The organism is Methylobacterium sp. WL18 (assembly GCF_008040015.1).
Classification (GTDB): Bacteria; Pseudomonadota; Alphaproteobacteria; order Rhizobiales; family Beijerinckiaceae; genus Methylobacterium; species Methylobacterium mesophilicum.
The window spans coordinates 1-24,113 of the sequence record NZ_VRVD01000005.1; the positions used below are offsets into that span (position 1 = coordinate 1).

Here is a 24,113-nt window from a genome sequence, read left to right on the forward strand (position 1 = left end):
CCGACCGCCCGAGCGGACAGTTCGGCCACCGTGGCGATCAGGTCGGCGCGGACGGGGACGGCCATCTCGGCGGCGCCCGTCGGCGTCGGCGCCCGGCGGTCGGAGACGTAGTCGATCAGCGTGGTGTCGGTCTCGTGCCCGACCGCCGAGATCAGCGGGATCGCGCTCTCGAACGCGGCGCGGACCACGCATTCCTCGTTGAACGCCCACAGATCCTCGATGGAGCCGCCGCCGCGGGCGACGATCAGCACGTCCGGCCGGGGCAGGGGGCCGTCCGGGGCCAGGGTATTGAATCCGCGGATCGCGGCCGCAACCTCCTCGGCCGCGCCGTCACCCTGGACCCGTACCGGCCAGACCAGCACGGGGCGCGGGAAGCGGTCCTCCAGCCGGTGCAGGATATCGCGGATCACGGCTCCGGTGGGCGAGGTGACGACGCCGACCACGCGCGGCAGGTAGGGGATGGCCCGCTTGTGCTCCGGAGCGAACAGGCCCTCGGCGGTGAGCAGCTTCTTGCGCTCCTCCAGCAGGGCCATCCAGGCGCCGAGACCCGCTGGCTCGAGGCTTTCGACCACGATCTGGTACGAGGATTTTCCTGCGAAGGTGGTGATGCGGCCGGTGGCGACCACCTCCAGCCCCTCCTGGGGCTTCTGGCGCAGGCGCCCGAACACGCCCTTCCAGACAACGGCATCGATCCGCGCCTGGCCGTCCTTCAGGGAGAAGTAGGCGTGGCCGGAGCCGTGCTGGCCGCGATAGCCGGAGATCTCGCCGCGCAGGCGCACATGACCGAACGCGTCCTCCAGGGTTCGCTTAAGTGCGCCCGCCAGTTCGCCGACCGACCATTCAGGCTGGTTGGCGGTGAGCATGCTGGTCGGCGGAATATCCGCCGCGGGCGAGGCTGCGGGGCGCGGAGGCGGCACGAGGGGCATGGGCGGACGGTAGAGCAAGAGGCTGAAAACTGGAAACCGGATTTCCGGCCGGTCGAATCCGACGCTGGGGCGGTGCTGCGGCGCACGGCGCCTTTTGCCGGTGGCATTTCCGGTCAGCCGAAATCCGCTTCCCAATCGCGGCCGCCGTAGAAGATGCGCAGGATCACGACGCGGCGATCCTCGACCGTGAAGGCAACCGTGACACGCCGTGCGAAGCCGATCGTGCGCAGGCCTGGGCGAAGTTCGCTGTGCAAGGTCCCGCGCTCGGCGCCGTATTCAAGCCCCTCGCAGAACGCACGGATGCTCTGTTCGAAGCCCGACGCGATGGCGGGCGTGCCGGCCTGCGCGATGGTGTCGTAGATCCAATCGAGGTCGTCACCGGCAGCAGGCGCGTAGATAATGCTCCGCCGCTTCACGTCCCAGGCCGAATCCGCGCTTCGTGACGAAGGCGCATCCGCTCGGCCATGTCCTCCGACGAGATGGCGCGCTCGGGATGCGCTCTCATCGCGTCGTAGGTCACAACCACTTCCTCGCGCAGCCAGCGCTCGACGGCGGCGTCACGCTCCTGAAGGGCACGCAATCCGGCCCGCACCACCTCGCTGGCGCTCGCAAACGCACCGGTCTTGACCTGTGCATCAATGAACGCGGCCTGCTCGGCAGGAAGGCTGAAGGTTCGCTTCTCGGACGCAGCCATGCGGGTTCTCGCGTCGGCGGGTATGAAAGTATCATACCATCGTGGGGACGCGCCGCAACCTCTGGAACGTCTTCACCCGGTCGTGCCGGAGACGCCTATCCACGCGATGTCGGGCCGAGCGCCGGTCGCGGCAACGCGGCGGACGCCTACTCCACGGCCAGTTCGCGCGGGGCGTCCGAGATCGTGATCCGGGGCACGAACAGCGACAGCACCAGGGTCAGCAGAGCCACCGCGAAGACCGTCCAGAACGTGCCGTGGAGCGCATGCTGCAGCCCGTCCCGGATCGCGTCGCCGCCGGCGCCGAGGCTGCCGGGATCCTCCAGGAGACTCCGGAGCTGGCCGGAATCGACCGGTGAGCCGTCTGCCGGATGGGCCAGCCGGTAGTTCAGCACCGCGCCGAGCGCCGTGGCGCCCAGGGTCGAGCCGAGGTTGCGCGCGAAGATGTTCGAGGCGGTGGCGGCGCCGCGCTGCGCCCAGGCGACGCTGTCCTGGATGATCACGATGGCGGCGGTGGACAGAAAGCCCATACCGAGCCCCATCACGATCGAGCCGCAGGCGGCCACGATCGGCGAGGTCTCCGAACCCAGGGCGACGAACGCGGTGGCGCCCAGCGGCAGTAGCGTCGCGCCGAGCAGCAATGTCGGGCGCAGGCCGAACCGTACGAAGTTTCGGGCCGCCGTGGTGGCGCCGATCGGCCAGCCGAGCACCATCAGCGTGAGGGTCAGGCCGGCGATCAGGGGCGACTGCCGTAGGACGCCCTGGACGTACATCGGCAGGAACGCGGTGAGCCCGATCACGGTCATGCCGGAGAGCAGCGTCGCGGCGTTGGTGGTCGCGATGGGGCGCTGCATCCACAGGCGGACGTCGAGCATCGGGTCGGCGGCCCGGCGTTCCTGGAGCACGAACAGGATGGCCGCCACCACGAAGCCGAGTGCCGGCCACAGGGCCGCCGAAGCCGACGTGCCGGCCTCCGTCAGCGCCATCATCAGCGCGGCGATGGCCGCGGTGAACAGGGCGGCACCGAGTGCGTCGATCGGCCGGCTGCGACGCTCGACGCTCTCCCGCAGGTAGGCCAGGAACAGGCCCGCCGCGACGAGACCCACGGGCAGATTGATCCAGAAGATCCACGGCCAGCTGAGATGGCCGATGATCAGGCCCCCGACCAGGGGTCCCGCCACCGACGAGATGCCCCACACGCTGGCGAGATAACCCTGGACCTTGCCGCGCTCCCGGGCCGGGTAGAGATCGCCGATCACCGTCAGGCTCACCGGCTGGATCGCTCCCGCGCCGACGCCCTGCACCAGGCGGAACAGGATCAGGGAACGCATCGACCAGGCCAGCCCGCACAGCAGCGAGCCGGCCAGGAACACGGCGATGCCGAACAGCAGCACCGGACGGCGCCCGTAGAGGTCGGACAGCTTGCCGAACACCACCGTGGTGGCGGTCTGAGTCAGCAGGAACGAGCCGAACACCCAGGCATACAGGTGGAGGTCGCCGAGCTGGCCGGCGATCTGCGGCATCGCGGTCGAGACGATGGTCGCCTCGATGGCGATCATGAACATCGCCGCCATCACCGCGGCGAGGACCAGCGGGCGGCGCGTCTCGGAAGGACTGGGCATGGGCGCGGTCTAGGCCCGGCTCCGGCCGAGACCTAGCGCCGAAGGCGGGCTCCCGCGCGGCCCCGCTTCCGGGCCGTGCGGGAGCGCACATCCGCGGCTACGCTTCCACGTCGGCGTCCAGGTCTCGGCCGCGGGTCTCGGGCAGCAGGAAGGCCGCGATCGTCCCGACCAAGCTGAAGGCCGCCAGGTAATAGGCCGGGGCGAGCCGGTCGCCGGTGGCGGCGATCAGCCAGTTGATCACGTAGTTGGTGCTGCCGCCGAAGACCGAGACCGAGAGCGCGTAGACGATCGACAGCCCGGCGCTGCGCACCGCCCGCGGCAGCGCCTCCGGAATCCCGACGATCACCGCCGCGGCGTTGATGGAGGAGAGCGCCGAGAGCAGGAAGGTCACGGCGTAGACGCTCATGGCGCTCGGGGATCGCACCACCCAGGCGAAGGCCGGGACCGCCAGGATCAGGATGAGCGTCCGCGGCCAGATCATCACCGGGCGCCTTCCGACCCGGTCCGCCAGCCAGCCCCCCAGCAGCGGGAAGATCACCGAGGCCAGGCCCAGCGCGATCGGCACCGCGGTCGCGGCGGTCTCGCTCAGGCCCAGGGTCGCGCCGGCATAGACCGGCATGTTGGTGCCGACGGCGTTCGAGACCGTGGAGGCGGCGATGACCAGGAAGGTCAGGCCCAGCAGGCGGCCGTGCTCGCGCAGGAGACGCCCGACCACCGCGAGGGTCGAGGGGGCAGCGTGGGGATCCTCCTCGGCGCCGGCGGTCTCGGGCAGGTGGCTGCGGATCACCAAGCCGACCGGAACGACGCAGAGGCCGAGCGCGAACATCAGCCGCCAGCCCCAGGCCGACATCGCCTGATCGCCGACCACGAGGGCCAGGATGGTCGCGATGATGCCGGCGAACAGGGCCGCGCAGCCCTGGCTGGCGATCTGCCAGCTGGTCACGAAACCTCGCTTGGCCGGCGGTGCCGCCTCGAGCAGGTAGGCGGTGGACGGGCCGACCTCGCCGCCGAGCGCGAGACCCTGAATGAGACGGCCCGCGATGACGATCACCTGTGCCCAGCCGCCGATCGCCGCGTAGGACGGGCATGCGGCCAGCATCAGCATGCCGAGCGCCATCAGCGCGATGGTGATCAGCATCGCCGGCTTGCGCCCGGCCCGATCCGCGAAGGCGCCGATCAGCACGCCGCCGATCGGCCGCATCACGTAACCGATGCCGAACAGGGCGAGCGACGCCAGCAGGCTGTGCGTCGGGTCGGTGGCCGGAAAGAACGCTTCGCCGATCGGTTTCGCGAAGAACGCGTAGACCGTGAAATCGTAGAATTCGAGGGCGTTGCCGAGCACCACGGCCCCGACCGCCTTGCGGTCGAGGGCGGGGTGGGCCGGCGCGGCGGCGTGTACCTGCGTCGTGGCATCCATCAGCGAGTCGGCTCCCCGGCCGGCGGATGCTTGGCGATTCCCCCCGTCACCGGCTCGGCGCCATCGGAGACGGCTTCGTCGTAGCCCGCAAGCCAGCGGTCTCGGGCTTCGGTGCCTTCGGCATAGGGGCAGGCCTCGCGGGCCAGACCCTTTCCGGGCGCGGCCTTGCCGAGCGCATGCGTGTCGAGGTCGTTCGGTGGCGAATCCATTCGGGCGGCGCTCCTCGTGTGGCGGCCGCCGCGATGTAGGGCGCGCGGGGCGGGGCGCTCAATGCAGGGTCGGATCCGCGTCCGGCGGCAGCGATACGACCTCGCTGAACGGGAATTCCAGAACGACGTCGCCGGCTTCGTCGGTGACCACCAGGCAGGCGGTCAGGAGCCTGGCCTGATCCCGGGCCTCGGCCAGGGCCGCACGGATCGTGTCCTGGGCCTTCTCCCAGGCCTGATCCGGATCGCGCAGAGCGACGCCGGTCGCATCGGTGATCACGTCGTCGCCGATCTGCGTGTGGAAGAAGTAGCGCGGCATGACCTTCAACCCCGGTGTCGACCGCTCCGGCAGAGCGGCAGGCTCCAGATGGGGATCGGAGCGGCCGCAATCAGCAGCCGTCCTAGCCGTTGGCGGCGCTCCGTGCCGAAGCATCGGGGACCGGCCGGAGGGTGTGCACGGTGGCGGAGGCGCCCCCCGTGCGGTGGATCTTCTCCATGGCCATCAGCGGTCGCAATTCCGGCTCCGCGAAGTCCATCAGCCGGGCGTTGCGCCAGCGCGGCTTTCCGGCTCCACGACCGAACCAGCGCGGTCGCACCTCCTCGACCAGCAGGACGAGCCGGCCCGTCCAGGATTTGCGGAACCAGAACCGCCCGGTCAGAGACATCGTCCGATCCTCGTCAACTGTCCCGCCCGGAACGATGGGCCGGGATCGCGGCGCCCCGCTCTCGAGCAGTCCGATACCCGACTTGGTCGCGTAGATACCAATCTTCATAACAGACCGATCGGGTATCGACCGATATCCACAGGCCACCATCGGGCACACCGGCGCTCAGCGCATGACGTGACGCGCGACCAGGCCGAGGACGAGGAGCCAGACAAGCCCCGAGGTGACGTAGACGAAGCCGCGCAGGAGCGCGGATTCCAGGGCATGGTGCGCCGAGACCTGTCCGGGCGCGTCAGCGCGAGGCTCCCCGGATGACCGGGCCGCGCCGCGCCCACCGCCGGGAGGGGCGGCGAGCATGCGGGTCAGGCTGTCCGGCAGCGGTCTGTGGTGGGTCTTCACGGATCGGAAGAATAGGCGCCGCCGATCCCGCCCGACAAGGCACCTGTCTTCAGGAAACCGCTGCGGGTGAATCGGCGGTCTGCCCGTGATAGAGAACGCCGACCTCGGCGGGACGGCCCGCCCTCGGCGTCCGATCATGTCCCTGCCACCTGTCCTGATCACGGGCGTCGCCGGCTTCATCGGCAACGCACTCGCGCTGCGGTTTCTCGAGGCAGGCCGGGAGGTCGTGGGCCTCGACAACGTCAACGCTTATTATGACGTCGGCCTGAAGGAGGCGCGGCTCCGGCGCCTCGATCCGTTCCAGGGCTACAGCTTCGCGCGCCTCGACCTGACCGACACGGCAGGCCTCGATGCGCTGTTCGGCCGGCACGGCTTTCGAACCGTCGTCCACCTCGCGGCACAGGCCGGCGTGCGCTACTCGCTCACGAACCCGCAGGCCTACGCGGCGAGCAACCTCGTCGGCTTCCTCAATATCCTCGAAGCCTGCCGCCACGGCGGCGTCGAGCACCTGCTCTACGCGTCTTCGAGTTCGGTCTACGGCGCGGTCACGGCCATGCCGTTCTCGATCCACCAGAACGTCGACCATCCGGTAAGCCTCTACGCGGCCACCAAGAAGGCCAACGAGTTGATGGCCCACAGCTACAGCCACCTCTACCGGCTGCCGACCACCGGCCTGCGCTTCTTCACCGTATACGGACCCTGGGGCCGGCCGGACATGGCGATGTCCCTGTTCGCCCGCGCGATCCTGGCCGGAGAGCCGATCCGGGTGTTCAACGAGGGCCGGATGCGGCGCGACTTCACCTATATCGACGACATCGTCGAGGGGATCGTCGCCCTGGCCGAAAGGCCGGCTGCGCCCAACCCGGACTGGAGCGGAGCCGATCCGGATCCGGGCACCAGCGCGGCGCCGTATCGCATCTACAACATCGGCAACAACGAGCCGGTGGAGTTGATGCAGATGATCGCGCTTCTCGAAGAGTCGCTCGGGCGCAAGGCCGAGACGATCCTGCTGCCGATGCAGCCCGGCGACGTGCCGGCCACCTTCGCGGATATCGACGACCTCGCCCGCGACACCGGCTTCCGGCCGGCGACACCGCTGACGCTCGGCATCGCGCGCTTCGCCGACTGGTATCGCGGCTTCTACGGCCTCTGAGCCACGAGGCTGCACCTCATCGACGACGTCCTGAAGGTCGATGCGAGCGTCCGGTTTCGCGCCGCCGGTAGCCGAGCAAGGCTGCGATCCCGACGAAGGCGGCCAGCGCCGTCCACATGCCGCCCTCGCCGAGCTTGCCGAACGCGACCGACAGGCGGTCCGGCTCGTCCACGAGCGCGATCACGATTCCGACAAGTCCGCAGAGCGTCACGAAGATCGCCAGGACGCGGAAGGTCATCGTGGGCACTCCCGGCGCCGCGAAGGGCGCGAGCCGGCGGGCGACCGGCCGATCCTGTCTAGGTCTTCGCCCGAGCGGACTGCAAGCGCGCAGCCGAGACCGGGCGCCGTCGGCCCATCCCAATGCAGCTTCCATCGGCCGCAGGCCGCTGAGGACGGGCCCCGCCGTTGAGGGTCTGGTCGCCAGCGCATGCGGCGGGACGGCGGCCTCGCGAGGCTAGGCCGTTGCACCATCTGCGTGTAATCATTTAGAGCTGTTCCAGGCAGGAAAGCTCTGCTTCAAACGCTGCCGCGACAGCGGCCAAAAGGAGGAAATCCATGCGTTCACTCATTCTCGGCGCCGTTCTCGCTGCCTTGATCCCGCTTTCCGCACAGGCCCAGGAGGCCGGTGATGCGGCTGCCGGCGAGAAGGCGTTCGCCCCGTGCAAGGCCTGCCACAACTTTCAGAAGAACGGCGTCGGTCCGGACCTGAAGGGCGTGGTCGGGCGCAAGGCCGGCACCTACGAGGGCTACAACTACTCCGCCGCGCTGAAGAATTCCGGCATCACCTGGGACGAGGCCAACCTTCACGAGTGGCTGAAGAACCCGAAGACCAAGGTGCCCGGCACCAAGATGATCTTCCAGGGCTACCCCGACGACAAGAAGATCAACGACGTGATCGCCTACCTCAAGACGCAGTCCTGAGCCCTCGCTCCAAGGTCTGACCACCAAACGAAGGCATCCGCGCAGCCGCGCGGGTGCCTTCCGTCGTTCAGGACCGCCCGATGAGCGGATCGAGGCTCGAGACGGCGTGCTATTCCGGGATCAGCCCGGCTTGAAGCCCGAGCCGCAGGGTCACCAGATCGTTCAGCAGATCCTTCCGGCCCTGCACGTTCAGGCCGGTCCTGTCGCCGGCCTCGTCGGGGAGGCAGGCGAGCACGTCGCGCAGCTTGGCTCCGGCGGGCGTGAGGAAGATGCTGACCTGCCGCTCGTCGGCCCGGTCGCGGGCGCGCCGCACCCGTCCGGAGGCTTCCAGTCGCTTGAGCAGGGGCGTCAGGGTCCCGGAATCGAGGAACAGGCGGTTTCCGATCTCCTTGACCGACAGGCCGTCCTCTTCCCACAGGACCAGCAGGACGAGATATTGCGGGTAGGTCAGCTCGTGCTGGCCGAGGAGGTTGCGATAGGCACGGCCGAAGGCGTGCGCGGCGGCGTAGACCGCGAAGCACAATTGGTTGTCGAGGCGCTGCCGGTCCCGCTGCGATAGCTGATCGGCGGGCGCCTGACCCGCCTTGGTGGTTGGCGCAGCGCCGCTCTGCGGAGCAGTCGGGCCTGACATGGGATGGACTCTCTCTGGTAAAGGCGGCCTATCGTACCGGTATGCCGAAGGGCACTCTTAGTCAGTTCGTCAAACCTGTACAATTCTCGTGGACCGCGGACGTGCCACAGATCCTCTGCGACGTTCAGCCATCCATCAATGGGTGCAGATCTCGTACCATCGCTTTCAGGCGTTCATCGAGGACGTGCGTGTAGATCTGCGTCGTCGAGATATCGGCGTGACCGAGCAACTCCTGGACGATGCGCAGATCGGCCCCGTTCTGCAGCAGATGACTGGCGAAGGCGTGGCGCAGGACGTGCGGGCTGACGCGGTCTGGGCGCAAGCCCGCCGCCAGCGCCACGGCCTTGAGGTCCCGGGCGAAGGCCTGCCGGGTGAGGTGGCCGCTGTCGCTGTCGGCGGGAAACAGCCACGGGGACTCCTCCGGCACCGCGGCGAGGTGGGCGGTCATCGCGGCCCTGGACGCCTCGGTCAGCGGGACGAGCCGCTCTCGGCCGCCCTTGCCCTTGATGAACAGGTAGCGCTCACGGGTGGCGCCCGCGGTGCGCGGGAGGGCGACGAGTTCCGAGACGCGCAGGCCCGTCGCATAGAGAAGCTCGAGCAGGCAGACCATCCGGCGGGCCCGGCGCGCCGGACCGGGCTGCTCGTCGGCGGAGGCCGCCGCATGGGCGGTGGCCAGTAGGCCGTCCACCTCGGCGATCGACAGCACCTTCGGCAGCGTGCGGCCCCGGCGCGGTCCCGAAACCGCGACGCTCGGATCGGCTTCGGCGTATCCCTCAGCGTAGAGAAACTTGTGGAAGCCGCGCACGCACGACAGGCGCCGCGCCGCCGACGACGCCATCAACCCCCGTGTCTCCAGGCCGGCGACGAACGCCCGGAGGCTGTGGGTGTCGGCCTCTTCGAGCGGGATGCCCGCGCGCTTGAGATAGGCGAGGTAGTCGTCGAGGTCGCGCCGGTAGGCGGCCAGCGTGTTGGCGCCGGCACCGCGCTCGGCGGCCAGCATGTCGAGATAGGCGGCGACCTCCGGGGACGGAGGCGGAGGCGGAGCCGCGCCGCCGGCGACTGCCGCGCTCAACGGCTGCCCGGTTGGAGCTTCGAGGCCGGGATGGTCACGGTCATCTCCCGGGGGGGCGGCACCACGAAGTTCGCCAGCGCGAACATCGCCGCGAAGACGAGTCCGGCCAGGATCGCGAGGGTAGCGAAGAAACGGAACAGGGTCGGCACGTCGGTCGAACCTCGGGCAGACGAGCGCAGTCGGCGGGGAGGGAGCGCGCGGAAATCTCCCCCGAAATGTCGCGAAGGCTCGGTTTCCATCATGCGATCACGGCGCTGACAAGGCCTGTAAGGACACAGCGATGCGTTTCGCAGGCCGCTTGAATCGCGCTAAGAGCCTGGCACAGGATTGGAAGCCCCCCAGCGAGGCGCGCACGGGGCGGCGTCAGGGAGCCGGAGACGCCACGAACATGCGATGCTGCCGTCGATGAGCGAAGAAGACGTCGGTGAACCGATCGAGGCGCGCCTGCGCCGGGCGCTGGGCCTGCGCTCGATCGTGCTCGTCGGCTTGATGGGGGCGGGCAAGAGCACGGTCGGCCGGCGCCTCGCCAGCCGGCTCGGGCTGATCTTCAAGGATGCCGACAGCGAGATCGAGGCTGCGGCCGGCCTGACCATCCCCGATATCTTCGCGATCTACGGCGAGCCGAGCTTCCGCGACGGCGAAGAGCGCGTGATCTCGCGCCTCCTGCGCGCCGGCCCCCTCGTGCTGGCGACCGGCGGCGGCGCCTACCTGCGCGAGGCGACGCGGGTGCGCATCCGGGAATCCGCCATCTCGGTCTGGTTGAAGGCCGATCTCGACGTGCTGATGCGGCGGGTGCGCAAGCGCGGCAACAGGCCCCTGCTCCACACCGACGATCCCGAGGCGACGATGCGCGACCTGATGGCAGTCCGCCACCCGGTCTACGCGGCCGCCGACGTGGTGGTGATCTCCCGGGAGGTCTCGCACGACCGGGTCGTCCAGGACGTGCTGGAGGCGCTGGACGCCCACATGAATGCCGCCGCCCCGCGCCCCATCGCCGCCCAGTGACGCCCAAGCGAGCCTGTCCGTGACCGAGCCATCGACCCAACCGGTTCCCCTGACGGTCCACGTGCCCCTCGATGCCGGGCGCGACTACGACATCCTGATCGGGCGTGGCCTGATCGAGACGGCCGGCGCGCAGGTGGCGGCCCTCGGGGGCCGGCGGGCGGCGATCGTCACCGACGAGAATGTCGGGGCGCTCTATGGCGAGCGGCTGCGCGACAGCCTGGAGCGGGCGGGCCTGAACGCCGGTTTCGTCACGGTGGCGCCCGGCGAAAGCTCGAAATCCTACGCGGGCTACGCGCAAGTCTGCGACGGCCTGCTGGCGCTGAAGGTCGAACGCGGCGATCTCGTGGTCGCCCTCGGGGGCGGCGTGGTCGGGGATCTCGCCGGTTTCGCGGCTGCCACCCTGCGCCGGGGCGTACGCTTCGTGCAGGTCCCGACCAGCCTGCTCGCCCAGGTCGATTCCTCGGTGGGCGGAAAGACCGGGATCAACGCGCCGCTCGGCAAGAACCTGATCGGCGCCTTCCATCAGCCGCGCCTGGTTCTGGCCGACACGGCGGCGCTCGACACCCTGTCCGAGCGCGAGATGCGCGCCGGCTACGCCGAGGTCGCCAAGTACGGGCTGATCGCCGATGCCGGCTTCTTCGACTGGTGCGAGGCCAACTGGCGCGGGATCTTCTCGGGCGGTCCCGAGCGTGACGAGGCCGTCGCCGCGTGCTGTCGGGCCAAGGCCGGCGTGGTGACCCGGGACGAGCGGGAGGACGGCGAGCGCGCGCTGCTCAACCTCGGGCACACGTTCGGGCACGCCCTGGAGCGGCTCACCGGCTACGAGTCGGCCCGGCTCGTCCACGGGGAGGGCGTCGCGATCGGTCTCGCCCTGGCCTATCGGTTCTCGGCCCGGCTCGGGCTGTGCGCGGGCCAGGATGCCGGCCGCGTCGCCAACCACCTGGCGCTCGCCGGCCTGCCGACACGCCTCCAGGCGGTCCCGGGCGGATGCGGCGACGCCGACGCCATCCTCGACGCGATGGCCCAGGACAAGAAGGTCCGCGACGGCGCCCTGACCTTCATCCTCGCCCGCGGCATCGGCCAGAGCTACATCGCCCCCGGGATCGACCGGGGGGATGTGCGGGCGTTCCTGCTGGACGAACTCGCCGCCGATCGTCAGGCCTGAGGGTATCCATTCGACCATCGGCCTTGCCTTGCGCCGGTCGGACCGCTATGAGCCTGCCACGTCCGGGACGGCGCAAACCGTCACGGGAGCCTGGCTCGAACCGCCCTCGGGGCGCTCGGGACAGAGGTTCGGGATCGGTGCGCCGATCTCGCCGGTTGCCGGTGTAGCTCAGTGGTAGAGCAGCGCTTTCGTAAAGCGAAGGTCGGGGGTTCAAATCCCTCCTCCGGCACCATCTTCCTCCGCAGACAGCGCTAGCGCACCCAATCGAGGTCGAGCCGCGAGCGGCTGGAGCGCGTGTCGGCCGAAAGTCGTCATGCTTGAGCGTCGCGTGCGCAGCACCTCGGTCGGAACCGGATTGCCCATCCTGGTGTAGGGCTTTCTGTGCCGCGTGGCGGCCCAGCAGGCGGGGATGCGTCATGAAAGCCGAGATCCTGGACGTCCGGTTCATCCATGAGGGCTGGAGCCGATTCGGGGTCGCGAAAGTGCGTCTCGCCGACGGCGCCGTGGTCGAGCGCGAGATCGAGGATCACGGCAACTCGGTGGGCGTCCTGCCCTACGATCCGGAGCGGCGGGTCGCCACGCTGGTACGGGAGCTGCGGGTGCCGCCCCTGTTCGCGGCCGGCGAGCAGGTCCAACTCGAAGCGCCGGCCGGCCTGATTGAGGACGGCAGCCCGGAGGAGAACGGTCGCCGGGAGGTTTTGGAGGAGGTCGGCTTGCGCCTGCACGCGCTCGAATTCGTCGGCGCGACCTATTCCTGCGCCAGCTTGACCACGGAAAAGCTGCATCTCTACCTCGCCCCCTACGGGATGGCCGACCGCGCCGAGGACGGTGGCGGCGCCGAAGGCGAGCACGAGAACATCCGGATCGTGGAAATGCCGCTCGCGGACCTCGCCGGGATGGCGGACCGGGCCGAACTCACCGACCTCAAGACGCTGACGCTGGTCCTGGCGCTGCGCGCCCGCCATCCGGAGCTTTTCGCGGCGTGAGAATCCGCTATCGCGTATTCGCGCAATGGTTGATCACCGCCGCGGTATTCGGCGCGGTCGCCTGGATCGCGTTTCACCTGCGCTGAGCAGAAACCCGTCTCAGGAATCGAAGCGATGAGCGAAGACGCCGTCACCGCCGAACCCCACGGCCTCGACCGGGGTCTGACCAATTACGGCGACCGCGATTTCGCCCGCTACCTGCGCCGCTCCTTCGCCCGGTCCATGGGCATCTCGCGCACGCTCCTCGACAAGCCGGTGGTCGGCATCGCCATGACGCCGTCCGGCTTCAACAATTGCCATCGCGGCATGCCGGAACTCGTGGAGGCTGTCTCCCGCGGGGTGCTGGCCGCCGGGGCCTTGCCGATGCCGTTCCCGACCGTGTCGCTCGGAGAGGTTTTCCTCAACCCGACCAGCATGATGTACCGCAACCTCATGGCCATGGACACCGAGGAGATGATCCAGGCCCAGCCGATGGATGCGGTGGTCCTGATCGGCGGTTGCGACAAGACCGTGCCGGCCCAGCTCATGGGGGCGGCCTCGGCCGGCCTGCCGGCGATCCAGGTCGTGACCGGCCCGATGTCCACCGGCCGCCATCGCGGCCAGCGGCTGGGTGCCTGCACGGATTGCCGGGGCTTCTGGGCCAAGTACCGGGCCGGCACGGTGGATGCGGAGGAGATCGCCGAGGTCGAAGGCCGGCTCTCGGTCACGGCCGGCACCTGCGCGGTGATGGGCACGGCCTCGACCATGGCCTGCATCGCCGAGGCGCTCGGCATGTCGCTTCCCGGGACCGCCGCGATCCCGGCCGTGCATTCGGACCGGCTGGTGGCCGCCGAGGAGACCGGACGCGCCGCGGTACGTTTGATCCAGACCAAAATCACCCCGGCGCAGGTCATCACGCAGAAATCTGTCGAGAACGCGATCCGGGTCCTGATGGCGGTATCGGGCTCCACCAACGCCATCGTGCACCTCACGGCCATCGCCGGGCGCCTCGGCATCCGCATCCCGTCCGGGCGCTTCAACGAAATCTCGGACGAGACCCCGGTGCTGGTCGACCTGAAGCCGGTGGGCGAGGGCTACATGGAGGATTTCCATGCCGCCGGCGGCATGGGTGCGCTGCTGCGCGAACTGCGCCCGCTCCTGCACCTCGACACCGTGGACGTGGAGGGCCGCACCCTGGCCGAGCGACTGGACGAGCCGGCCGGCTGGGTCGACCGGGCGGTGATCCGGGCTTTCGACGATCCGGTCTCGCCGGTGGGCGGCCTGGTGGCGCTGAGCGGCAACCTCGCCCCGGACGGAGCGATCTTCAAGCGCGCCGCCGCGACGCCCGAGCTGTTCGAATCCGAGGGGCGGGCGGTGGTGTTCACCGGCCTCGAAGACCTGAGCCGCCGCATCGACGACCCGGATCTCGACGTGGCGCCGGGCGACGTACTTGTGCTTCAGAATGCCGGGCCGCACGCCGCCGGCATGCCCGAGGCCGGCTACCTGCCGATCCCGAAAAAGCTCGCCCGGGCGGGGGTGAAGGACATGGTGCGGATCTCGGACGCGCGGATGTCCGGCACCGCCTTCGGGTCGATCGTGCTGCACATCGCCCCGGAGGCGGCCATCGGCGGCCCGCTCGGAGCCGTGCGCGACGGCGACCGGGTCCGCCTGTCGATCCGCGACAAGCGGATCGACCTGTTGGTGGACGAGACCGAGATCGCCCGGCGGCTCGCGGACCATCGACCGCCGCCGGCACCCAAGCGCGGCTACAAGGCGCTCTATCGGCGCACCGTCACCCAGGCGCCTGAGGGGTGCGACTTCGACTTCCTGATCGGCGACGGCGAGCCCGGCTGACACGCGGCTTGATCCTCGGGCGCCCCAGGGCCATCGTCCGGAGAAGCATCGGGAGGAGTCGAAGAGCATGACGCGCGCCTGCATCGTGGGCTGGGCCCACACACCGTTCGGCAAGCTCGAGGAGCCGGATGTCGAGGGCCTGATCGCGCGGGTGTCCGGCGAGGCGCTGGCCCATGCCGGGATCGAGGATTCCCAGGTCGACGGGATCTATGTCGGCGTCATGAACACCGGCTTCTCGAAGCAGGGTTTCGAGGGATCGCAGGTCGCGCTCAATCGTCCGGGCCTCGCCCACGCACCGGCGACGCATCTGGAGAACGCCTGCGCCACCGGCTCGGCGGCGCTCTACGCGGCCCTGGATTTCGTCGATAGCGGCCGCGGGCGGATCGCCCTGGTGGTCGGCGCCGAGAAGATGACGGCGAAATCCGTGGCCGAGACCGGCGACATCCTGCTCGGCGCCTCCTACCGGAAAGAGGAGGCCGACATCGAGGGCGGCTTCGCGGGCGTGTTCGGCCGGATCGCGGCCGGCTACTTCCAGCGCTACGGCGACCGCAGCGAGGAACTGGCCCGGATCGCCGCCAAGAATCACCGCAACGGTGTGGGCAACCCCTACGCGCAGCTCAGGAAAGACCTGGGCTTCGAGTTCTGCAACAAAGTTTCGGACAAAAATCCCTACGTGGCGGCGCCGCTGCGGCGCACCGACTGCTCGCTGATCTCCGACGGCGCCGCCGCCCTCGTCGTGGCGGATGCCGAGACCGCCGAGGGTCTGGCCCGCGCCATCGGCTTCCGCGCCCGTGCGCACGTCAACGACATCCTCCCCCTGTCGCGCCGGGATCCGACCGCGTTCAAGGGCGCCCGACTCGCCTGGGAGAAGGCGCGCGCGCAGGCCGGGATCGGCAACGACGACCTGTCGTTCGTGGAGACCCACGATTGCTTCACCATCGCCGAACTCATCGAGTACGAGGCGATGGGGCTGGCCGAGCCCGGCCAGGGTTACCGCGTCGTCCGCGAAGGGTTGACCGAGAAGGGCGGCCGGCTGCCGATCAATCCATCCGGCGGGCTGAAGTCCAAGGGCCACCCGGTCGGCGCGACCGGCGTCTCGATGCACGTGATGGCCTGCCTCCAGCTCATGGGCGAGGCCGGCGAGATGCAGGTGCCTGGCGCGAACCTGGCCGGGATCTTCAACATGGGCGGTGCGGCGGTCGCCAACTACGTGTCGATCCTGGAGCGGCGGCGCTGAGCCGAGGTCCGAGATGCCGTTGAGGACCGGACGCCACTCGCGCCCGCTCCCGTGCGGGCCGCGGTTTCACACATTGCCGGACGGAGCGCAGGTCCCCTCTCCCGTGCGGGAGAGGGACAGGGTGAGGGATCAGGTCTTTCCGGAGAGGGCGCATCCCTCACCCCAGCCCTCTCCGGCACGGGAAAGGGGGCCGGTCGCGGCCTGTACAAGCTGACGTGTGAACGCCGTGGCCCTGACGGGGCAGGGGCCTGCATTCTCGTCGGTTGAGAAGAATCAATCCCCTCAATCGAGCTTGTCGAGCGCCTGCTTCAGGTCGGCGATCAGGTCGGCCTCGTTCTCGAGGCCGATCGACAGACGCACGGTCTCGGGTCCGACCTGCGCGGCGGCCTTCTCGCCCTCCGGCAATTGCCGGTGCGTGGTCGAGGACGGGTGGATCGCCAGCGATTTGATCTCGCCGATGTTGACGAGGTGCGAGATCAGTTCGAGCCCGGCGATGAACGCCAGGGCCGCCGGCTCGCCGCCCTTCAGCGCGAAGGTGAAGATCGAGCCCGGTCCCTGCGGGGTGTAGCGCCGGGCGAGGTCCTCTCCGGTCTGGCCCGGCAGTCCGGGATAGCTCACCCAGGCCACCGCCGGGTGGTCCTTCAGGAAGGCCGCGACCGCCCGCGCGTTGGCGCAGTGCCGCTCCATGCGCAGCGGCAGGGTCTCGATGCCCATCAGGGTCAGGAACGCGTTCATCGGCGACAGGCCGGGGCCGAGATCACGCAGGCCGAAGAACCGGCAGGCCGCCGCGAACGGCGTCTCCGGGAAGCTCTTGGTCAGGACGAGGCCGTCGTAGTCCGGCCAGGGCTCGGTGATCAGGTTGTAGCCGCTGGTCCGGGTCCAGTCGAAGGTGCCGGCATCGCAGATCATGCCGCCGATGGTCTGGCCCGAACCGCTCAGAAACTTCGAGGTCGAGTGCCAGACGATATCCGCACCGTGCTCGATCGGCCGGATCAGCGCCGGCGAGGCCAGGGTGTTGTCGACCACGAGGGGCAGGCCGTGGCGACGGGCCACCGCGGCGATCCCGTCGAGGTCCACCACCGAGGCGCACGGGTTCACGATCGACTCGCAGAAGATGGCCCGGCATTCCGGCGTGATCGCCGCCTCGAAGTCCTCCGGCCGCATGCCGCGGGCGAAGCGCGGCTTCAGGTCGTAGCGGCCGTCGAGGCGCCGCATCAGACCGAGGGAGCCGCCGAACAGGCGCGGCGAAGCCACGTAGGCGTCGCCGCTCTTCATCAGGGTCATCAGCACCAGCATCATCGCCGACTGCCCGGAGGAGACCGCGACGCCGGCCTTGGCACCCTCCAGGTCGGCGACCCGGCGCTCCAGGGCGGCCACCGTCGGGTTCGACCCCCGCGAATACGAGAACCCGGACCGGCGGCCCGCGAAGATGTCCGCCGCCTGCTCGGTGGAATCGAACACGAAGCCGTTGGTGAAGTAGATCGGCTGGACCCGCGCGCCGGTGGCGGGGTCGGGCGCCGCGCCGGCATGGATGGCCCGGGTCGCGAAGCGGTGCTGTCGGCTGGTATCCGTCATGGCTCTCGGTCGGCTGTACGGCGCCCGGATCGTCGACGCGCCCGAGCCGGAGGAGGCTTCACGCCGCGCGACGGATGAAGGCCTGCAGGGTTCGGACCAGGGTCGTGGGCTCGTAGGGCTTCGGGATGAAGCGGGCGCCCTCCGGCATGTCGTTGGGGCCGGGGGTGCCCATGCCGGATACGACGAGGACGGGGATGGTCGGCCAGCGATGCGCCACGAGGCGGGCCAGGGCGAACCCGTCCATCGAGCCCTGCGGCATGTCGACATCCGTCATCAGGACGCCGACATCGTCGCGGTTTTCCAGGACCTTCAGCGCCTTGTCGGCGTGGCTGGCCTCCAGCACGGTGAAGCCGGCATCCGCCAGGGTGTCGGACGCCTCCATGAGCAGGAGGCCGTCATCTTCCACCAGCAGCACCACGGGTTGGTCGGACAAGCTTTCAGTCATCAGACCTGCAAAGGTTCAGTCGCGACGTTCGAAGCCCGCGCCGTATTCCCCGGACCTGCCCCCGTCAAGGCGCGGGACCTGCGGCGTCAGGCGGCCTCCTCGCGCTTGCCCAGGCGCTTGTCGAGATAGGTGTCCACCGTCTGGGTCAGCTCGTCGACCTTGCCGTCGAAGAAGTGGTTGGCGCCCTCGACCATCTGGTGCTCGATGATGACGCCCTTCTGCACCTTCACCTTTTCGATCACCGGCATGACGTCCCGGGCCGGTGCGACGCGATCCTCGGAGCCATGCACGAACAGGCCGGAGGAGGGGCAGGGGGCCAGGAAGGTGAAGTCGAAGCGGTTGGCCATCGCGGCGATCGAGATGAAGCCCTCGATCTCGGGACGCCGCATCAGCAGCTGCATGCCGATCCAGGCGCCGAACGACACGCCGGCGATCCAGCACGACTTCGCCTCCGGGTTGACCGACTGCACCCAGTCGAGGGCCGCGGCCGCGTCGGAGAGCTCGCCCGAGCCGTGGTCGAACGCGCCCTGGCTGCGGCCGACCCCGCGAAAATTGAAACGCAGGGCTGCGAAGCCGCGATTGGCGAAGGTGTAGAAAAGATTGTACACAATTTGATTGTTCATCGTACCCCCGAACTGGGGGTGCGGGTGCAGGACGATGGCAATCGGCGCGCCGCGCTTCTTGGGGGCCTGATAGCGGCCTTCCAGACGTCCGGCCGGGCCGGTGAAGATGACTTCAGGCATCGTTCAACTCTCGTTTCAGCGGTCGCCGGCCGCGCGATCTTGGGCAGTGAAGAGGCAGCCTTGACTCGCCGCACGCACACCATACAAACGCTCTTAGAACAGTTCTAGGCGATTAGAACTATTCTAATGTAGGTGAGCGGGCACGCTGTGCCAGTTCTCTGCACCAGCCATTCGGTTGGCGACATCTCATTTGTCGGCGCGCCTTAGCACGGCGAGCCGGTCCGCGGGCAAGGAATTGTCACGCGCCGCATGCAGGGGACCAGACGGAATCAGCATGAGCCGGGCCCGCGCCTATCTCGATTACAACGCGACCGCCCCCGTCCGCCCCGCCGTGGCGGAAGCGGTGACGCGCGCGCTGATGCTGCCCGGCAACCCGTCCTCGATCCATCAGGAGGGCCGGGCTGCCCGCGCCGCGCTGGAAGCCGCGCGCGGCCAGGTGGCGGCCCTCGTGGGCGCCCGCCCGGCGCAGGTTGTGTTCACCAGCGGCGGGACGGAGGCCGCGAATGCGGTCCTGTCCGGCGCGCTCGGCCGGCGTGGCCAGCCGAAGCCGACGCGGCTGCTCCATTCCGCCACCGAGCACCCCTGCGTCGCCGCAGGCCATCGCTTCCCCGCGGACGCGGTCGAGGAACTACCGGTCACACCGGACGGCGTGATCGAAATCCGGGCGCTCGAAAGACGCCTCGGCGCGCTTGCGGACGAGAGCGTGCTGATCTCGATCCATGCGGCCAACAACGAGACCGGCGCGATCCAGCCCCTGTCCGACGTCGTCGCCCTGGCCCGCGCCCATGGCCGGGCTCTGGTCCACACGGATGCCGTGCAGGCGGTCGGCAAGGTCGCCCTCGACATGGCAGCCCTGGGGATCGACGCGCTCACGCTGTCGGGCCACAAATTCGCGGCCCCCAAGGGGGTCGGCGCGATGATCCTGGCCGACGATGTCGCCTTGGACGCCGCGTTCCTGCGTGGCGGCGGGCAGGAGCGGCGCCAGCGCTGCGGAACCGAGTGCCTGCCGGCGATCGTTGGTATGGGCGAGGCGGCCCGGATCGCGACCGAAGCCCTCGTGGCAGAGGGCGTTCGCCTAGCGGGCCTGCGCGATCGGATCGAGGCTGGCATGCGCGTCCGAGCCCCCGAGGCCGTGGTGTTCGCGGCCGGTGCGCCGCGCCTGCCCAACACCCTGAGCTTCGCGGTTCCGGGCCTCGACGCGCCCGCCGCCCTGATCGCCTTCGACCTCGCCGGCGTGGCGGTGTCGTCGGGCTCGGCCTGCTCGTCGGGCAAAGTCGCCCGTTCGGCGACGCTGTCGGCGATGGGCGTCGCGCCCGAGCTTGCCGGGGGCGCACTGCGCGTCAGCCTCGGCTGGAATACGGTGGACGAGGATGCGTCATGCTTTCTCGACGCCTTCGAACGGGTCTTGCAGCCCCTATATAAGCGGCGAGGGTACGCGGCCTGAAACAGCCGCGTCCCACGCTTTCCGAAAGACGCTTCCCGGTCCTTGAAACCGGGCTTGCCAGGAGATGCTAATGCCTGCCGTGCAGGAAACAATCGACCGGGTCCGCTCGATCGACCTCGACCAGTACAAGTACGGGTTCGAGACCACCATCGAGATGGAGAAGTCCGCCAAGGGCATCTCCGAGGACGTCGTGCGCTTCATCTCGGCCAAGAAGAACGAGCCGGCGTGGCTGCTGGAATGGCGCCTCGACGCCTATCGCCGCTGGCTCACCATGAAGGAGCCGGAGTGGGCGCGGGTCGCGTACGACAAGGTCGATTATAACGACATCTATTATTACGCCGCGCCGAAGCGCCCGGCGGCGATGTCGCTCGACGAGATCGATCCCGAGATCCTGAAGACCTACGAGAAGCTCGGCATCCCGCTGCGTGAGGTCGAGGTGCTGGAAGGCATCGCGCCGGAGCGCCGCGTCGCGGTCGACGCCGTGTTCGATTCGGTTTCGGTGGCCACGACCTTCAAGAAGGAACTCTCCAAGGCCGGCGTGATCTTCATGCCAATCTCCGAGGCCGTGCAGGAATATCCGGAGCTGGTGAAGAAGTACCTGGGCACGGTGGTGCCCTCGACCGACAACTTCTTCGCGACGCTGAACTCGGCGGTCTTCTCCGACGGCTCGTTCGTCTACATCCCGCCGGGCGTCCGCTGCCCGATGGAGCTGTCGACCTACTTCCGCATCAACGAGCGCGACACCGGCCAGTTCGAGCGTACGCTGATCATCGCCGACAAGGGCTCGTACGTCTCGTATCTCGAGGGCTGCACCGCCCCGAAGCGCGACGACAACCAGCTCCACGCCGCGGTGGTAGAACTGGTTGCCCTGGACGACGCCGAGATCAAGTATTCGACGGTCCAGAACTGGTACCCGGGCGACAACGACGGCAAGGGCGGCATCTACAACTTCGTCACCAAGCGCGGCGATTGCCGCGGCGACCGCTCCAAGATCTCCTGGACTCAGGTCGAGACCGGCTCGGCGATCACCTGGAAGTACCCGTCCTGCATCCTGCGCGGCGACGAATCCCGCGGCGAGTTCTACTCGATCGCGGTGTCGAACGGCATGCAGCAGGTCGATTCCGGCACCAAGATGATCCACCTCGGCAAGAACACCACCAGCCGGATCATCTCGAAGGGCATCTCCGCCGGGCGTTCGCAGAACACCTACCGGGGTCTGGTCTCGGCCCACAAGAAGGCCAAGAACGCTCGCAACTTCACCAATTGCGACTCGCTGCTGATCGGCGACCAGTGCGGGGCACACACCGTGCCCTACATCGAGTCGAAGAACGCGTCCGCGGTGTTCGAGCACGAGGCGACCACCTCGAAGATCTCCGAGGACCAGAAGTTCTACTGCCTGCAGCGCGGGCTCTCCGAGGAGGAGGCGACCGCGCTCATCGTCAACGGCTTCGTCCGGGACGTGCTGCAGCAGTTGCCGATGGAGTTCGCCGTCGAGGCCCAAAAGCTGATCTCGATCAGCCTCGAAGGCTCCGTGGGCTAAGTCCCGACCGGCGTCGATACCCATGGCGATCGCGGCATCCCCGCGGTCGCCGACCGGATTGCGTGAAGGCTTTCATGCGCGGCATCCGGACCTGAAGGCCTTCGAAATGGCCGTCTCGGTGACGGCGATAAGGAACTGACGGCACGCGGTCGGTGCATGAACCCGGCTCGCCGTTCGATAGGACTTGAACTAACATGTTGGAAATCAAGAACCTCGTCGTGCAGATCGAGGACAACCGCATCTTGAACGGCCTCAACCTGACCGTGAACGACGGCGAGGTCGCGGCGATCATGGGTCCGAACGGTTCGGGCAAGTCGACCCTGTCCTACGTCATCGCCGGCAAGGAAGACTACGAGGTCCTCGACGGCGAGATCCTGCTCGACGGCCAGAACGTGCTGGAGATGGCCGCCGACGAGCGTGCCGCGGCCGGCGTCTTCCTGGCCTTTCAGTACCCGCTGGAGATCCCCGGCGTCGGCACCATGACCTTCCTCAAGGCTTGCCTCAACGCCCAGCGCCGCGCCCGCGGTGAGGGTGAGATCTCGACGCCGGACTTCATCCGCAAGGTAAACGCCGCCGCCGATAAGCTCGAGATCAACAAGGAGATGCTCAAGCGTGCCCTCAACGTCGGTTTCTCCGGCGGCGAGAAGAAGCGCATGGAGATCCTTCAGATGGCGCTGCTGGAGCCGAAGTTCTGCGTCCTCGACGAGACCGATTCGGGCCTCGACATCGACGCCCTGCGCATCGTCTCCGAGGGCGTCAACGCGCTTCGGGCCCAGGGCCGCTCGTTCCTGGTGATCACCCACTACCAGCGCCTGCTCAACCACATCGTGCCCGACACCGTGCACGTCATGTCGAAGGGCCTGATCGTGAAGACCGGCGGCAAGGAGCTGGCCCTCGAGCTCGAGGCGTCGGGCTACGCCGAGTACCGCACGAACGAGGCCGCGTAAGTCCATGGCCGAGATCCAGAACCTGCGCACCAGCGCCGAGACCGGGCTGTCGAGCCTGTTCGAGGCCGCACGCAAGGGCTTCGCCTCGGAAGAGGCGATCGCCCGCGAGGAGGCGTTCCGCTTCTTCGAGGCCGCCGGACTGCCCAGCCGGCGGGTCGAGGCGTTCAAGTACACCGACCTGCGCGCCGCCATGAAGGAGGCCGTGCCGCCGGCCGAGGCCCCGTCTGCGGAGGCCGCCCAGGCGGCAGCCGCATCCGCGAAGGGCTTCGCCGGCATCGACGCGGCGCATTTGACCTTCGTCAACGGCCATCTCGTCCGTTCGCTGTCGGACCTGGACGGGCTGCCGTCCGGCCTCACAGTGACGCCGCTCAACGATGCGATGGGCAAGAGCGACACCCGCCTCCGGCTGCTCGCGCCGGTGGAGCAGGCACGCGAGAACCCGATCTACCAGCTCAACACCGCCTTCCTGGCCGACGGCGCGCTGATCTCGGTCGCTCCCGGCACCAAGATCGAACGCGCCCTGCACCTGCGCTTCATCGGCAGCGGGTCCGAGGGTTTCTCCACGGCGACGCGGGTCCTGGTCGAGGTCGGCGACGGCGCGGAGATCACCGTGCTGGAGAGCCACGAGGGTCCGGACGGCCTGACCTACCAGCCGAACGATGCACTCGACGTGCGGGTCGGGAAGCAGGCCGTCTTCCGTCATGCCCGGCTCAACCGGGAGGGCAACGCCGCCATCGCGCTCTCGACGATCAGCGTGCGCCTGGACGACGAGTCCCGGCTGGAGACGGTCAACCTGGTGACCGGCGCCGTCCTGTCGCGTCACCAGATCTACATGCACGTCGCCGGTGAGAACGTGAACGCCGTGGTCAACGGCGCGGCGATGCTGGGCGACGGGCAGCTGGCGGACTCGACCCTGCTGGCCGACCATGCGGCCGTGGGCGGCATCGGCCGCGAGATGTTTAAGACGGTGATCGACGGGAACGCCACCGGGGTGTTCCAGGGCAAGATCATCGTCCGGCAGGCCGCACAGCAGACCGACGGCAAGATGAAGTCGGATTGTCTGCTCCTCAACGACGAGGGGCAGATGATGAACAAGCCGGAGCTGGAGATCTTCGCCGACGACGTCGCCTGCGGCCATGGTGCCACCTGCGGCGCTCCGGACGAAGACCTGCTGTTCTACCTGATGGCCCGTGGCCTGCCGCGTGCGGTGGCCGAGAGCCTGCTGGTCCAGGCCTTCGTCGGCGAGGCGATCGAATCGGTCACGCATGAGGGCGCCCGCGCGGCGTTGATCGGCGAGATCGAGGCCTGGCTCGCGGCACGCGCTTGATCGTTCGGCCGATCCTCCTGCAGGATCGGCCGGCCTTCGCGAATCCAGAGCCCCGTTCGCGGGGTCATCGGGGTCGCGACGCTCTTTTCGGAGGCCTCCTTCGAGACCTTCGCTTCGCTTCGGCACCTCGGATCGAGGTGGCCCATGGGACGGACTTGAGGTC

General features: G+C 68.9%; 27 protein-coding genes and 1 tRNA gene. 12 read left to right on the forward strand and 16 right to left on the reverse strand.

Annotated features, from left to right (window positions below; all coding sequences use genetic code 11):
• The 9 genes from xseA to FV228_RS00955 form a co-directional block, all read right to left on the reverse strand.
• Positions 1 to 926: exodeoxyribonuclease VII large subunit (xseA, locus tag FV228_RS00915; RefSeq protein ID WP_147852868.1), on the reverse strand; the 926-nt coding region annotated here is incomplete at its 3' end.
• Between the two features lie 113 nt (positions 927 to 1,039).
• Positions 1,040 to 1,342 (reverse strand): type II toxin-antitoxin system RelE/ParE family toxin, encoded by a 303-nt coding sequence (locus tag FV228_RS00920; RefSeq protein ID WP_147852869.1) that lies wholly within the window; start codon positions 1,340 to 1,342, stop codon positions 1,040 to 1,042.
• Positions 1,339 to 1,620, reverse strand: coding sequence for a type II toxin-antitoxin system ParD family antitoxin (locus FV228_RS00925; RefSeq protein WP_147852870.1), 282 nt, complete (start codon positions 1,618 to 1,620; stop codon positions 1,339 to 1,341). The genes FV228_RS00920 and FV228_RS00925 overlap by 4 nt, the downstream gene beginning before the upstream one ends.
• A gap of 146 nt (positions 1,621 to 1,766) precedes the next feature.
• Entirely contained in the window at positions 1,767 to 3,239 is a 1,473-nt protein-coding gene (locus FV228_RS00930) for an MDR family MFS transporter (RefSeq protein WP_147852871.1), read from the reverse strand.
• 97 nt (positions 3,240 to 3,336) lie between these two features.
• Positions 3,337 to 4,656 (reverse strand): MFS transporter, encoded by a 1,320-nt coding sequence (locus FV228_RS00935; protein WP_147852872.1) that lies wholly within the window; start codon positions 4,654 to 4,656, stop codon positions 3,337 to 3,339.
• Complete coding sequence (locus FV228_RS00940; RefSeq protein WP_147852873.1) at positions 4,656 to 4,865, reverse strand: Rmf/CrpP family protein; 210 nt, start codon at positions 4,863 to 4,865, stop codon at positions 4,656 to 4,658. The genes FV228_RS00935 and FV228_RS00940 overlap by 1 nt, the downstream gene beginning before the upstream one ends.
• A 58-nt stretch (positions 4,866 to 4,923) precedes the next feature.
• The gene (locus FV228_RS00945; protein WP_147852874.1) at positions 4,924 to 5,181 is read right to left on the reverse strand and encodes a hypothetical protein; all 258 of its coding nucleotides are present in this window, start codon (positions 5,179 to 5,181) and stop codon (positions 4,924 to 4,926) included.
• Between the two features lie 82 nt (positions 5,182 to 5,263).
• Entirely contained in the window at positions 5,264 to 5,527 is a 264-nt protein-coding gene (locus tag FV228_RS00950) for a hypothetical protein (RefSeq protein WP_147852875.1), read from the reverse strand.
• A gap of 165 nt (positions 5,528 to 5,692) precedes the next feature.
• Complete coding sequence (locus FV228_RS00955) at positions 5,693 to 5,884, reverse strand: hypothetical protein (protein WP_246693783.1); 192 nt, start codon at positions 5,882 to 5,884, stop codon at positions 5,693 to 5,695.
• 178 nt (positions 5,885 to 6,062) lie between these two features.
• On the opposite strand from FV228_RS00955, the gene FV228_RS00960 reads away from it, so the two are divergent.
• On the forward strand, positions 6,063 to 7,079 hold the full coding sequence (locus FV228_RS00960) for an NAD-dependent epimerase (protein WP_147852877.1): 1,017 nt from the start codon (positions 6,063 to 6,065) through the stop codon (positions 7,077 to 7,079).
• Positions 7,080 to 7,095: 16 nt separating this feature from the next.
• On the opposite strand, the gene FV228_RS00965 is transcribed toward FV228_RS00960, so the two are convergent.
• Positions 7,096 to 7,317, reverse strand: coding sequence for a hypothetical protein (locus FV228_RS00965; RefSeq protein ID WP_147852878.1), 222 nt, complete (start codon positions 7,315 to 7,317; stop codon positions 7,096 to 7,098).
• A 317-nt stretch (positions 7,318 to 7,634) separates the two neighbouring features.
• On the opposite strand from FV228_RS00965, the gene FV228_RS00970 reads away from it, so the two are divergent.
• Positions 7,635 to 8,000 (forward strand): cytochrome c family protein, encoded by a 366-nt coding sequence (locus tag FV228_RS00970; RefSeq protein WP_147852879.1) that lies wholly within the window; start codon positions 7,635 to 7,637, stop codon positions 7,998 to 8,000.
• A 109-nt stretch (positions 8,001 to 8,109) separates the two neighbouring features.
• Here the strand turns inward: FV228_RS00970 and FV228_RS00975 are convergent, their stop codons facing one another.
• The 3 genes from FV228_RS00975 to FV228_RS00985 form a co-directional block, all read right to left on the reverse strand.
• Complete coding sequence (locus FV228_RS00975; RefSeq protein WP_187277583.1) at positions 8,110 to 8,631, reverse strand: MarR family transcriptional regulator; 522 nt, start codon at positions 8,629 to 8,631, stop codon at positions 8,110 to 8,112.
• A gap of 124 nt (positions 8,632 to 8,755) precedes the next feature.
• Complete coding sequence (locus tag FV228_RS00980) at positions 8,756 to 9,703, reverse strand: site-specific tyrosine recombinase XerD (RefSeq protein ID WP_147852880.1); 948 nt, start codon at positions 9,701 to 9,703, stop codon at positions 8,756 to 8,758.
• Complete coding sequence (locus FV228_RS00985; RefSeq protein WP_147852881.1) at positions 9,700 to 9,852, reverse strand: histidine kinase; 153 nt, start codon at positions 9,850 to 9,852, stop codon at positions 9,700 to 9,702. The genes FV228_RS00980 and FV228_RS00985 overlap by 4 nt, the downstream gene beginning before the upstream one ends.
• A 256-nt stretch (positions 9,853 to 10,108) precedes the next feature.
• Between FV228_RS00985 and FV228_RS00990 the strand changes: the two genes are divergently transcribed.
• The 6 genes from FV228_RS00990 to FV228_RS01015 all read left to right on the forward strand — a co-directional run bounded on the left by FV228_RS00990 (position 10,109) and on the right by FV228_RS01015 (position 15,929).
• The gene (locus FV228_RS00990) at positions 10,109 to 10,708 is read left to right on the forward strand and encodes a shikimate kinase (RefSeq protein WP_238260280.1); all 600 of its coding nucleotides are present in this window, start codon (positions 10,109 to 10,111) and stop codon (positions 10,706 to 10,708) included.
• A gap of 19 nt (positions 10,709 to 10,727) precedes the next feature.
• Positions 10,728 to 11,873: a 3-dehydroquinate synthase gene (gene aroB, locus FV228_RS00995; RefSeq protein WP_147852883.1), complete on the forward strand. Its 1,146-nt coding sequence runs from the start codon at positions 10,728 to 10,730 to the stop codon at positions 11,871 to 11,873.
• 157 nt (positions 11,874 to 12,030) lie between these two features.
• Positions 12,031 to 12,105: transfer RNA gene (locus tag FV228_RS01000), tRNA-Thr, on the forward strand.
• A gap of 184 nt (positions 12,106 to 12,289) precedes the next feature.
• Positions 12,290 to 12,859: an NUDIX hydrolase gene (locus tag FV228_RS01005; protein ID WP_147852884.1), complete on the forward strand. Its 570-nt coding sequence runs from the start codon at positions 12,290 to 12,292 to the stop codon at positions 12,857 to 12,859.
• A gap of 114 nt (positions 12,860 to 12,973) precedes the next feature.
• On the forward strand, positions 12,974 to 14,692 hold the full coding sequence (locus FV228_RS01010; RefSeq protein WP_147852885.1) for an IlvD/Edd family dehydratase: 1,719 nt from the start codon (positions 12,974 to 12,976) through the stop codon (positions 14,690 to 14,692).
• 67 nt (positions 14,693 to 14,759) lie between these two features.
• Positions 14,760 to 15,929, forward strand: coding sequence for an acetyl-CoA acetyltransferase (locus FV228_RS01015; RefSeq protein WP_147852886.1), 1,170 nt, complete (start codon positions 14,760 to 14,762; stop codon positions 15,927 to 15,929).
• A gap of 282 nt (positions 15,930 to 16,211) precedes the next feature.
• Here the strand turns inward: FV228_RS01015 and FV228_RS01025 are convergent, their stop codons facing one another.
• The 3 genes from FV228_RS01025 to FV228_RS01035 all read right to left on the reverse strand — a co-directional run bounded on the left by FV228_RS01025 (position 16,212) and on the right by FV228_RS01035 (position 18,692).
• Entirely contained in the window at positions 16,212 to 17,504 is a 1,293-nt protein-coding gene (locus tag FV228_RS01025) for an aminotransferase class I/II-fold pyridoxal phosphate-dependent enzyme (protein ID WP_147852888.1), read from the reverse strand.
• A gap of 58 nt (positions 17,505 to 17,562) precedes the next feature.
• Complete coding sequence (locus FV228_RS01030; RefSeq protein WP_147852889.1) at positions 17,563 to 17,949, reverse strand: response regulator; 387 nt, start codon at positions 17,947 to 17,949, stop codon at positions 17,563 to 17,565.
• Between the two features lie 86 nt (positions 17,950 to 18,035).
• Positions 18,036 to 18,692: an alpha/beta hydrolase gene (locus FV228_RS01035; RefSeq protein ID WP_092045953.1), complete on the reverse strand. Its 657-nt coding sequence runs from the start codon at positions 18,690 to 18,692 to the stop codon at positions 18,036 to 18,038.
• 274 nt (positions 18,693 to 18,966) lie between these two features.
• On the opposite strand from FV228_RS01035, the gene FV228_RS01040 reads away from it, so the two are divergent.
• The 4 genes from FV228_RS01040 to FV228_RS01055 all read left to right on the forward strand — a co-directional run bounded on the left by FV228_RS01040 (position 18,967) and on the right by FV228_RS01055 (position 23,950).
• Positions 18,967 to 20,136, forward strand: a complete 1,170-nt coding sequence (locus FV228_RS01040) for a cysteine desulfurase family protein (protein WP_147852890.1) — start codon at positions 18,967 to 18,969, stop codon at positions 20,134 to 20,136.
• A gap of 70 nt (positions 20,137 to 20,206) precedes the next feature.
• Positions 20,207 to 21,676 (forward strand): Fe-S cluster assembly protein SufB, encoded by a 1,470-nt coding sequence (gene sufB, locus FV228_RS01045; protein ID WP_147852891.1) that lies wholly within the window; start codon positions 20,207 to 20,209, stop codon positions 21,674 to 21,676.
• A gap of 194 nt (positions 21,677 to 21,870) precedes the next feature.
• The gene (sufC, locus tag FV228_RS01050) at positions 21,871 to 22,623 is read left to right on the forward strand and encodes a Fe-S cluster assembly ATPase SufC (RefSeq protein ID WP_147852892.1); all 753 of its coding nucleotides are present in this window, start codon (positions 21,871 to 21,873) and stop codon (positions 22,621 to 22,623) included.
• Between the two features lie 4 nt (positions 22,624 to 22,627).
• Complete coding sequence (locus FV228_RS01055) at positions 22,628 to 23,950, forward strand: SufD family Fe-S cluster assembly protein (protein WP_147852893.1); 1,323 nt, start codon at positions 22,628 to 22,630, stop codon at positions 23,948 to 23,950.
• The last annotated feature ends 163 nt before the right edge of the window (positions 23,951 to 24,113 follow it).

What these genes read in the sequence shown, in the direction of transcription:
- FV228_RS00925 (WP_147852870.1), bottom strand. Translation starts at nt 1,620, where the DNA reads ATGGCTGCGTCCGAGAAGCGAACCTTCAGCCTTCCTGCCGAGCAGGCC.
- FV228_RS00930 (WP_147852871.1), bottom strand. Translation starts at nt 3,239, where the DNA reads ATGCCCAGTCCTTCCGAGACGCGCCGCCCGCTGGTCCTCGCCGCGGTG.
- FV228_RS00935 (WP_147852872.1), bottom strand. Translation starts at nt 4,656, where the DNA reads ATGGATGCCACGACGCAGGTACACGCCGCCGCGCCGGCCCACCCCGCC.
- FV228_RS00940 (WP_147852873.1), bottom strand. Translation starts at nt 4,865, where the DNA reads ATGGATTCGCCACCGAACGACCTCGACACGCATGCGCTCGGCAAGGCC.
- FV228_RS00945 (WP_147852874.1), bottom strand. Translation starts at nt 5,181, where the DNA reads ATGCCGCGCTACTTCTTCCACACGCAGATCGGCGACGACGTGATCACC.
- FV228_RS00950 (WP_147852875.1), bottom strand. Translation starts at nt 5,527, where the DNA reads ATGTCTCTGACCGGGCGGTTCTGGTTCCGCAAATCCTGGACGGGCCGG.
- FV228_RS00955 (WP_246693783.1), bottom strand. Translation starts at nt 5,884, where the DNA reads ATGCTCGCCGCCCCTCCCGGCGGTGGGCGCGGCGCGGCCCGGTCATCC.
- FV228_RS00960 (WP_147852877.1), top strand. Translation starts at nt 6,063, where the DNA reads ATGTCCCTGCCACCTGTCCTGATCACGGGCGTCGCCGGCTTCATCGGC.
- FV228_RS00965 (WP_147852878.1), bottom strand. Translation starts at nt 7,317, where the DNA reads ATGACCTTCCGCGTCCTGGCGATCTTCGTGACGCTCTGCGGACTTGTC.
- FV228_RS00970 (WP_147852879.1), top strand. Translation starts at nt 7,635, where the DNA reads ATGCGTTCACTCATTCTCGGCGCCGTTCTCGCTGCCTTGATCCCGCTT.
- FV228_RS00975 (WP_187277583.1), bottom strand. Translation starts at nt 8,631, where the DNA reads ATGTCAGGCCCGACTGCTCCGCAGAGCGGCGCTGCGCCAACCACCAAG.
- FV228_RS00990 (WP_238260280.1), top strand. Translation starts at nt 10,109, where the DNA reads ATGAGCGAAGAAGACGTCGGTGAACCGATCGAGGCGCGCCTGCGCCGG.
- FV228_RS01005 (WP_147852884.1), top strand. Translation starts at nt 12,290, where the DNA reads ATGAAAGCCGAGATCCTGGACGTCCGGTTCATCCATGAGGGCTGGAGC.
- FV228_RS01010 (WP_147852885.1), top strand. Translation starts at nt 12,974, where the DNA reads ATGAGCGAAGACGCCGTCACCGCCGAACCCCACGGCCTCGACCGGGGT.
- FV228_RS01015 (WP_147852886.1), top strand. Translation starts at nt 14,760, where the DNA reads ATGACGCGCGCCTGCATCGTGGGCTGGGCCCACACACCGTTCGGCAAG.
- FV228_RS01025 (WP_147852888.1), bottom strand. Translation starts at nt 17,504, where the DNA reads ATGACGGATACCAGCCGACAGCACCGCTTCGCGACCCGGGCCATCCAT.
- FV228_RS01030 (WP_147852889.1), bottom strand. Translation starts at nt 17,949, where the DNA reads ATGACTGAAAGCTTGTCCGACCAACCCGTGGTGCTGCTGGTGGAAGAT.
- FV228_RS01035 (WP_092045953.1), bottom strand. Translation starts at nt 18,692, where the DNA reads ATGCCTGAAGTCATCTTCACCGGCCCGGCCGGACGTCTGGAAGGCCGC.
- FV228_RS01040 (WP_147852890.1), top strand. Translation starts at nt 18,967, where the DNA reads ATGAGCCGGGCCCGCGCCTATCTCGATTACAACGCGACCGCCCCCGTC.
- sufB (WP_147852891.1), top strand. Translation starts at nt 20,207, where the DNA reads ATGCCTGCCGTGCAGGAAACAATCGACCGGGTCCGCTCGATCGACCTC.
- sufC (WP_147852892.1), top strand. Translation starts at nt 21,871, where the DNA reads ATGTTGGAAATCAAGAACCTCGTCGTGCAGATCGAGGACAACCGCATC.
- FV228_RS01055 (WP_147852893.1), top strand. Translation starts at nt 22,628, where the DNA reads ATGGCCGAGATCCAGAACCTGCGCACCAGCGCCGAGACCGGGCTGTCG.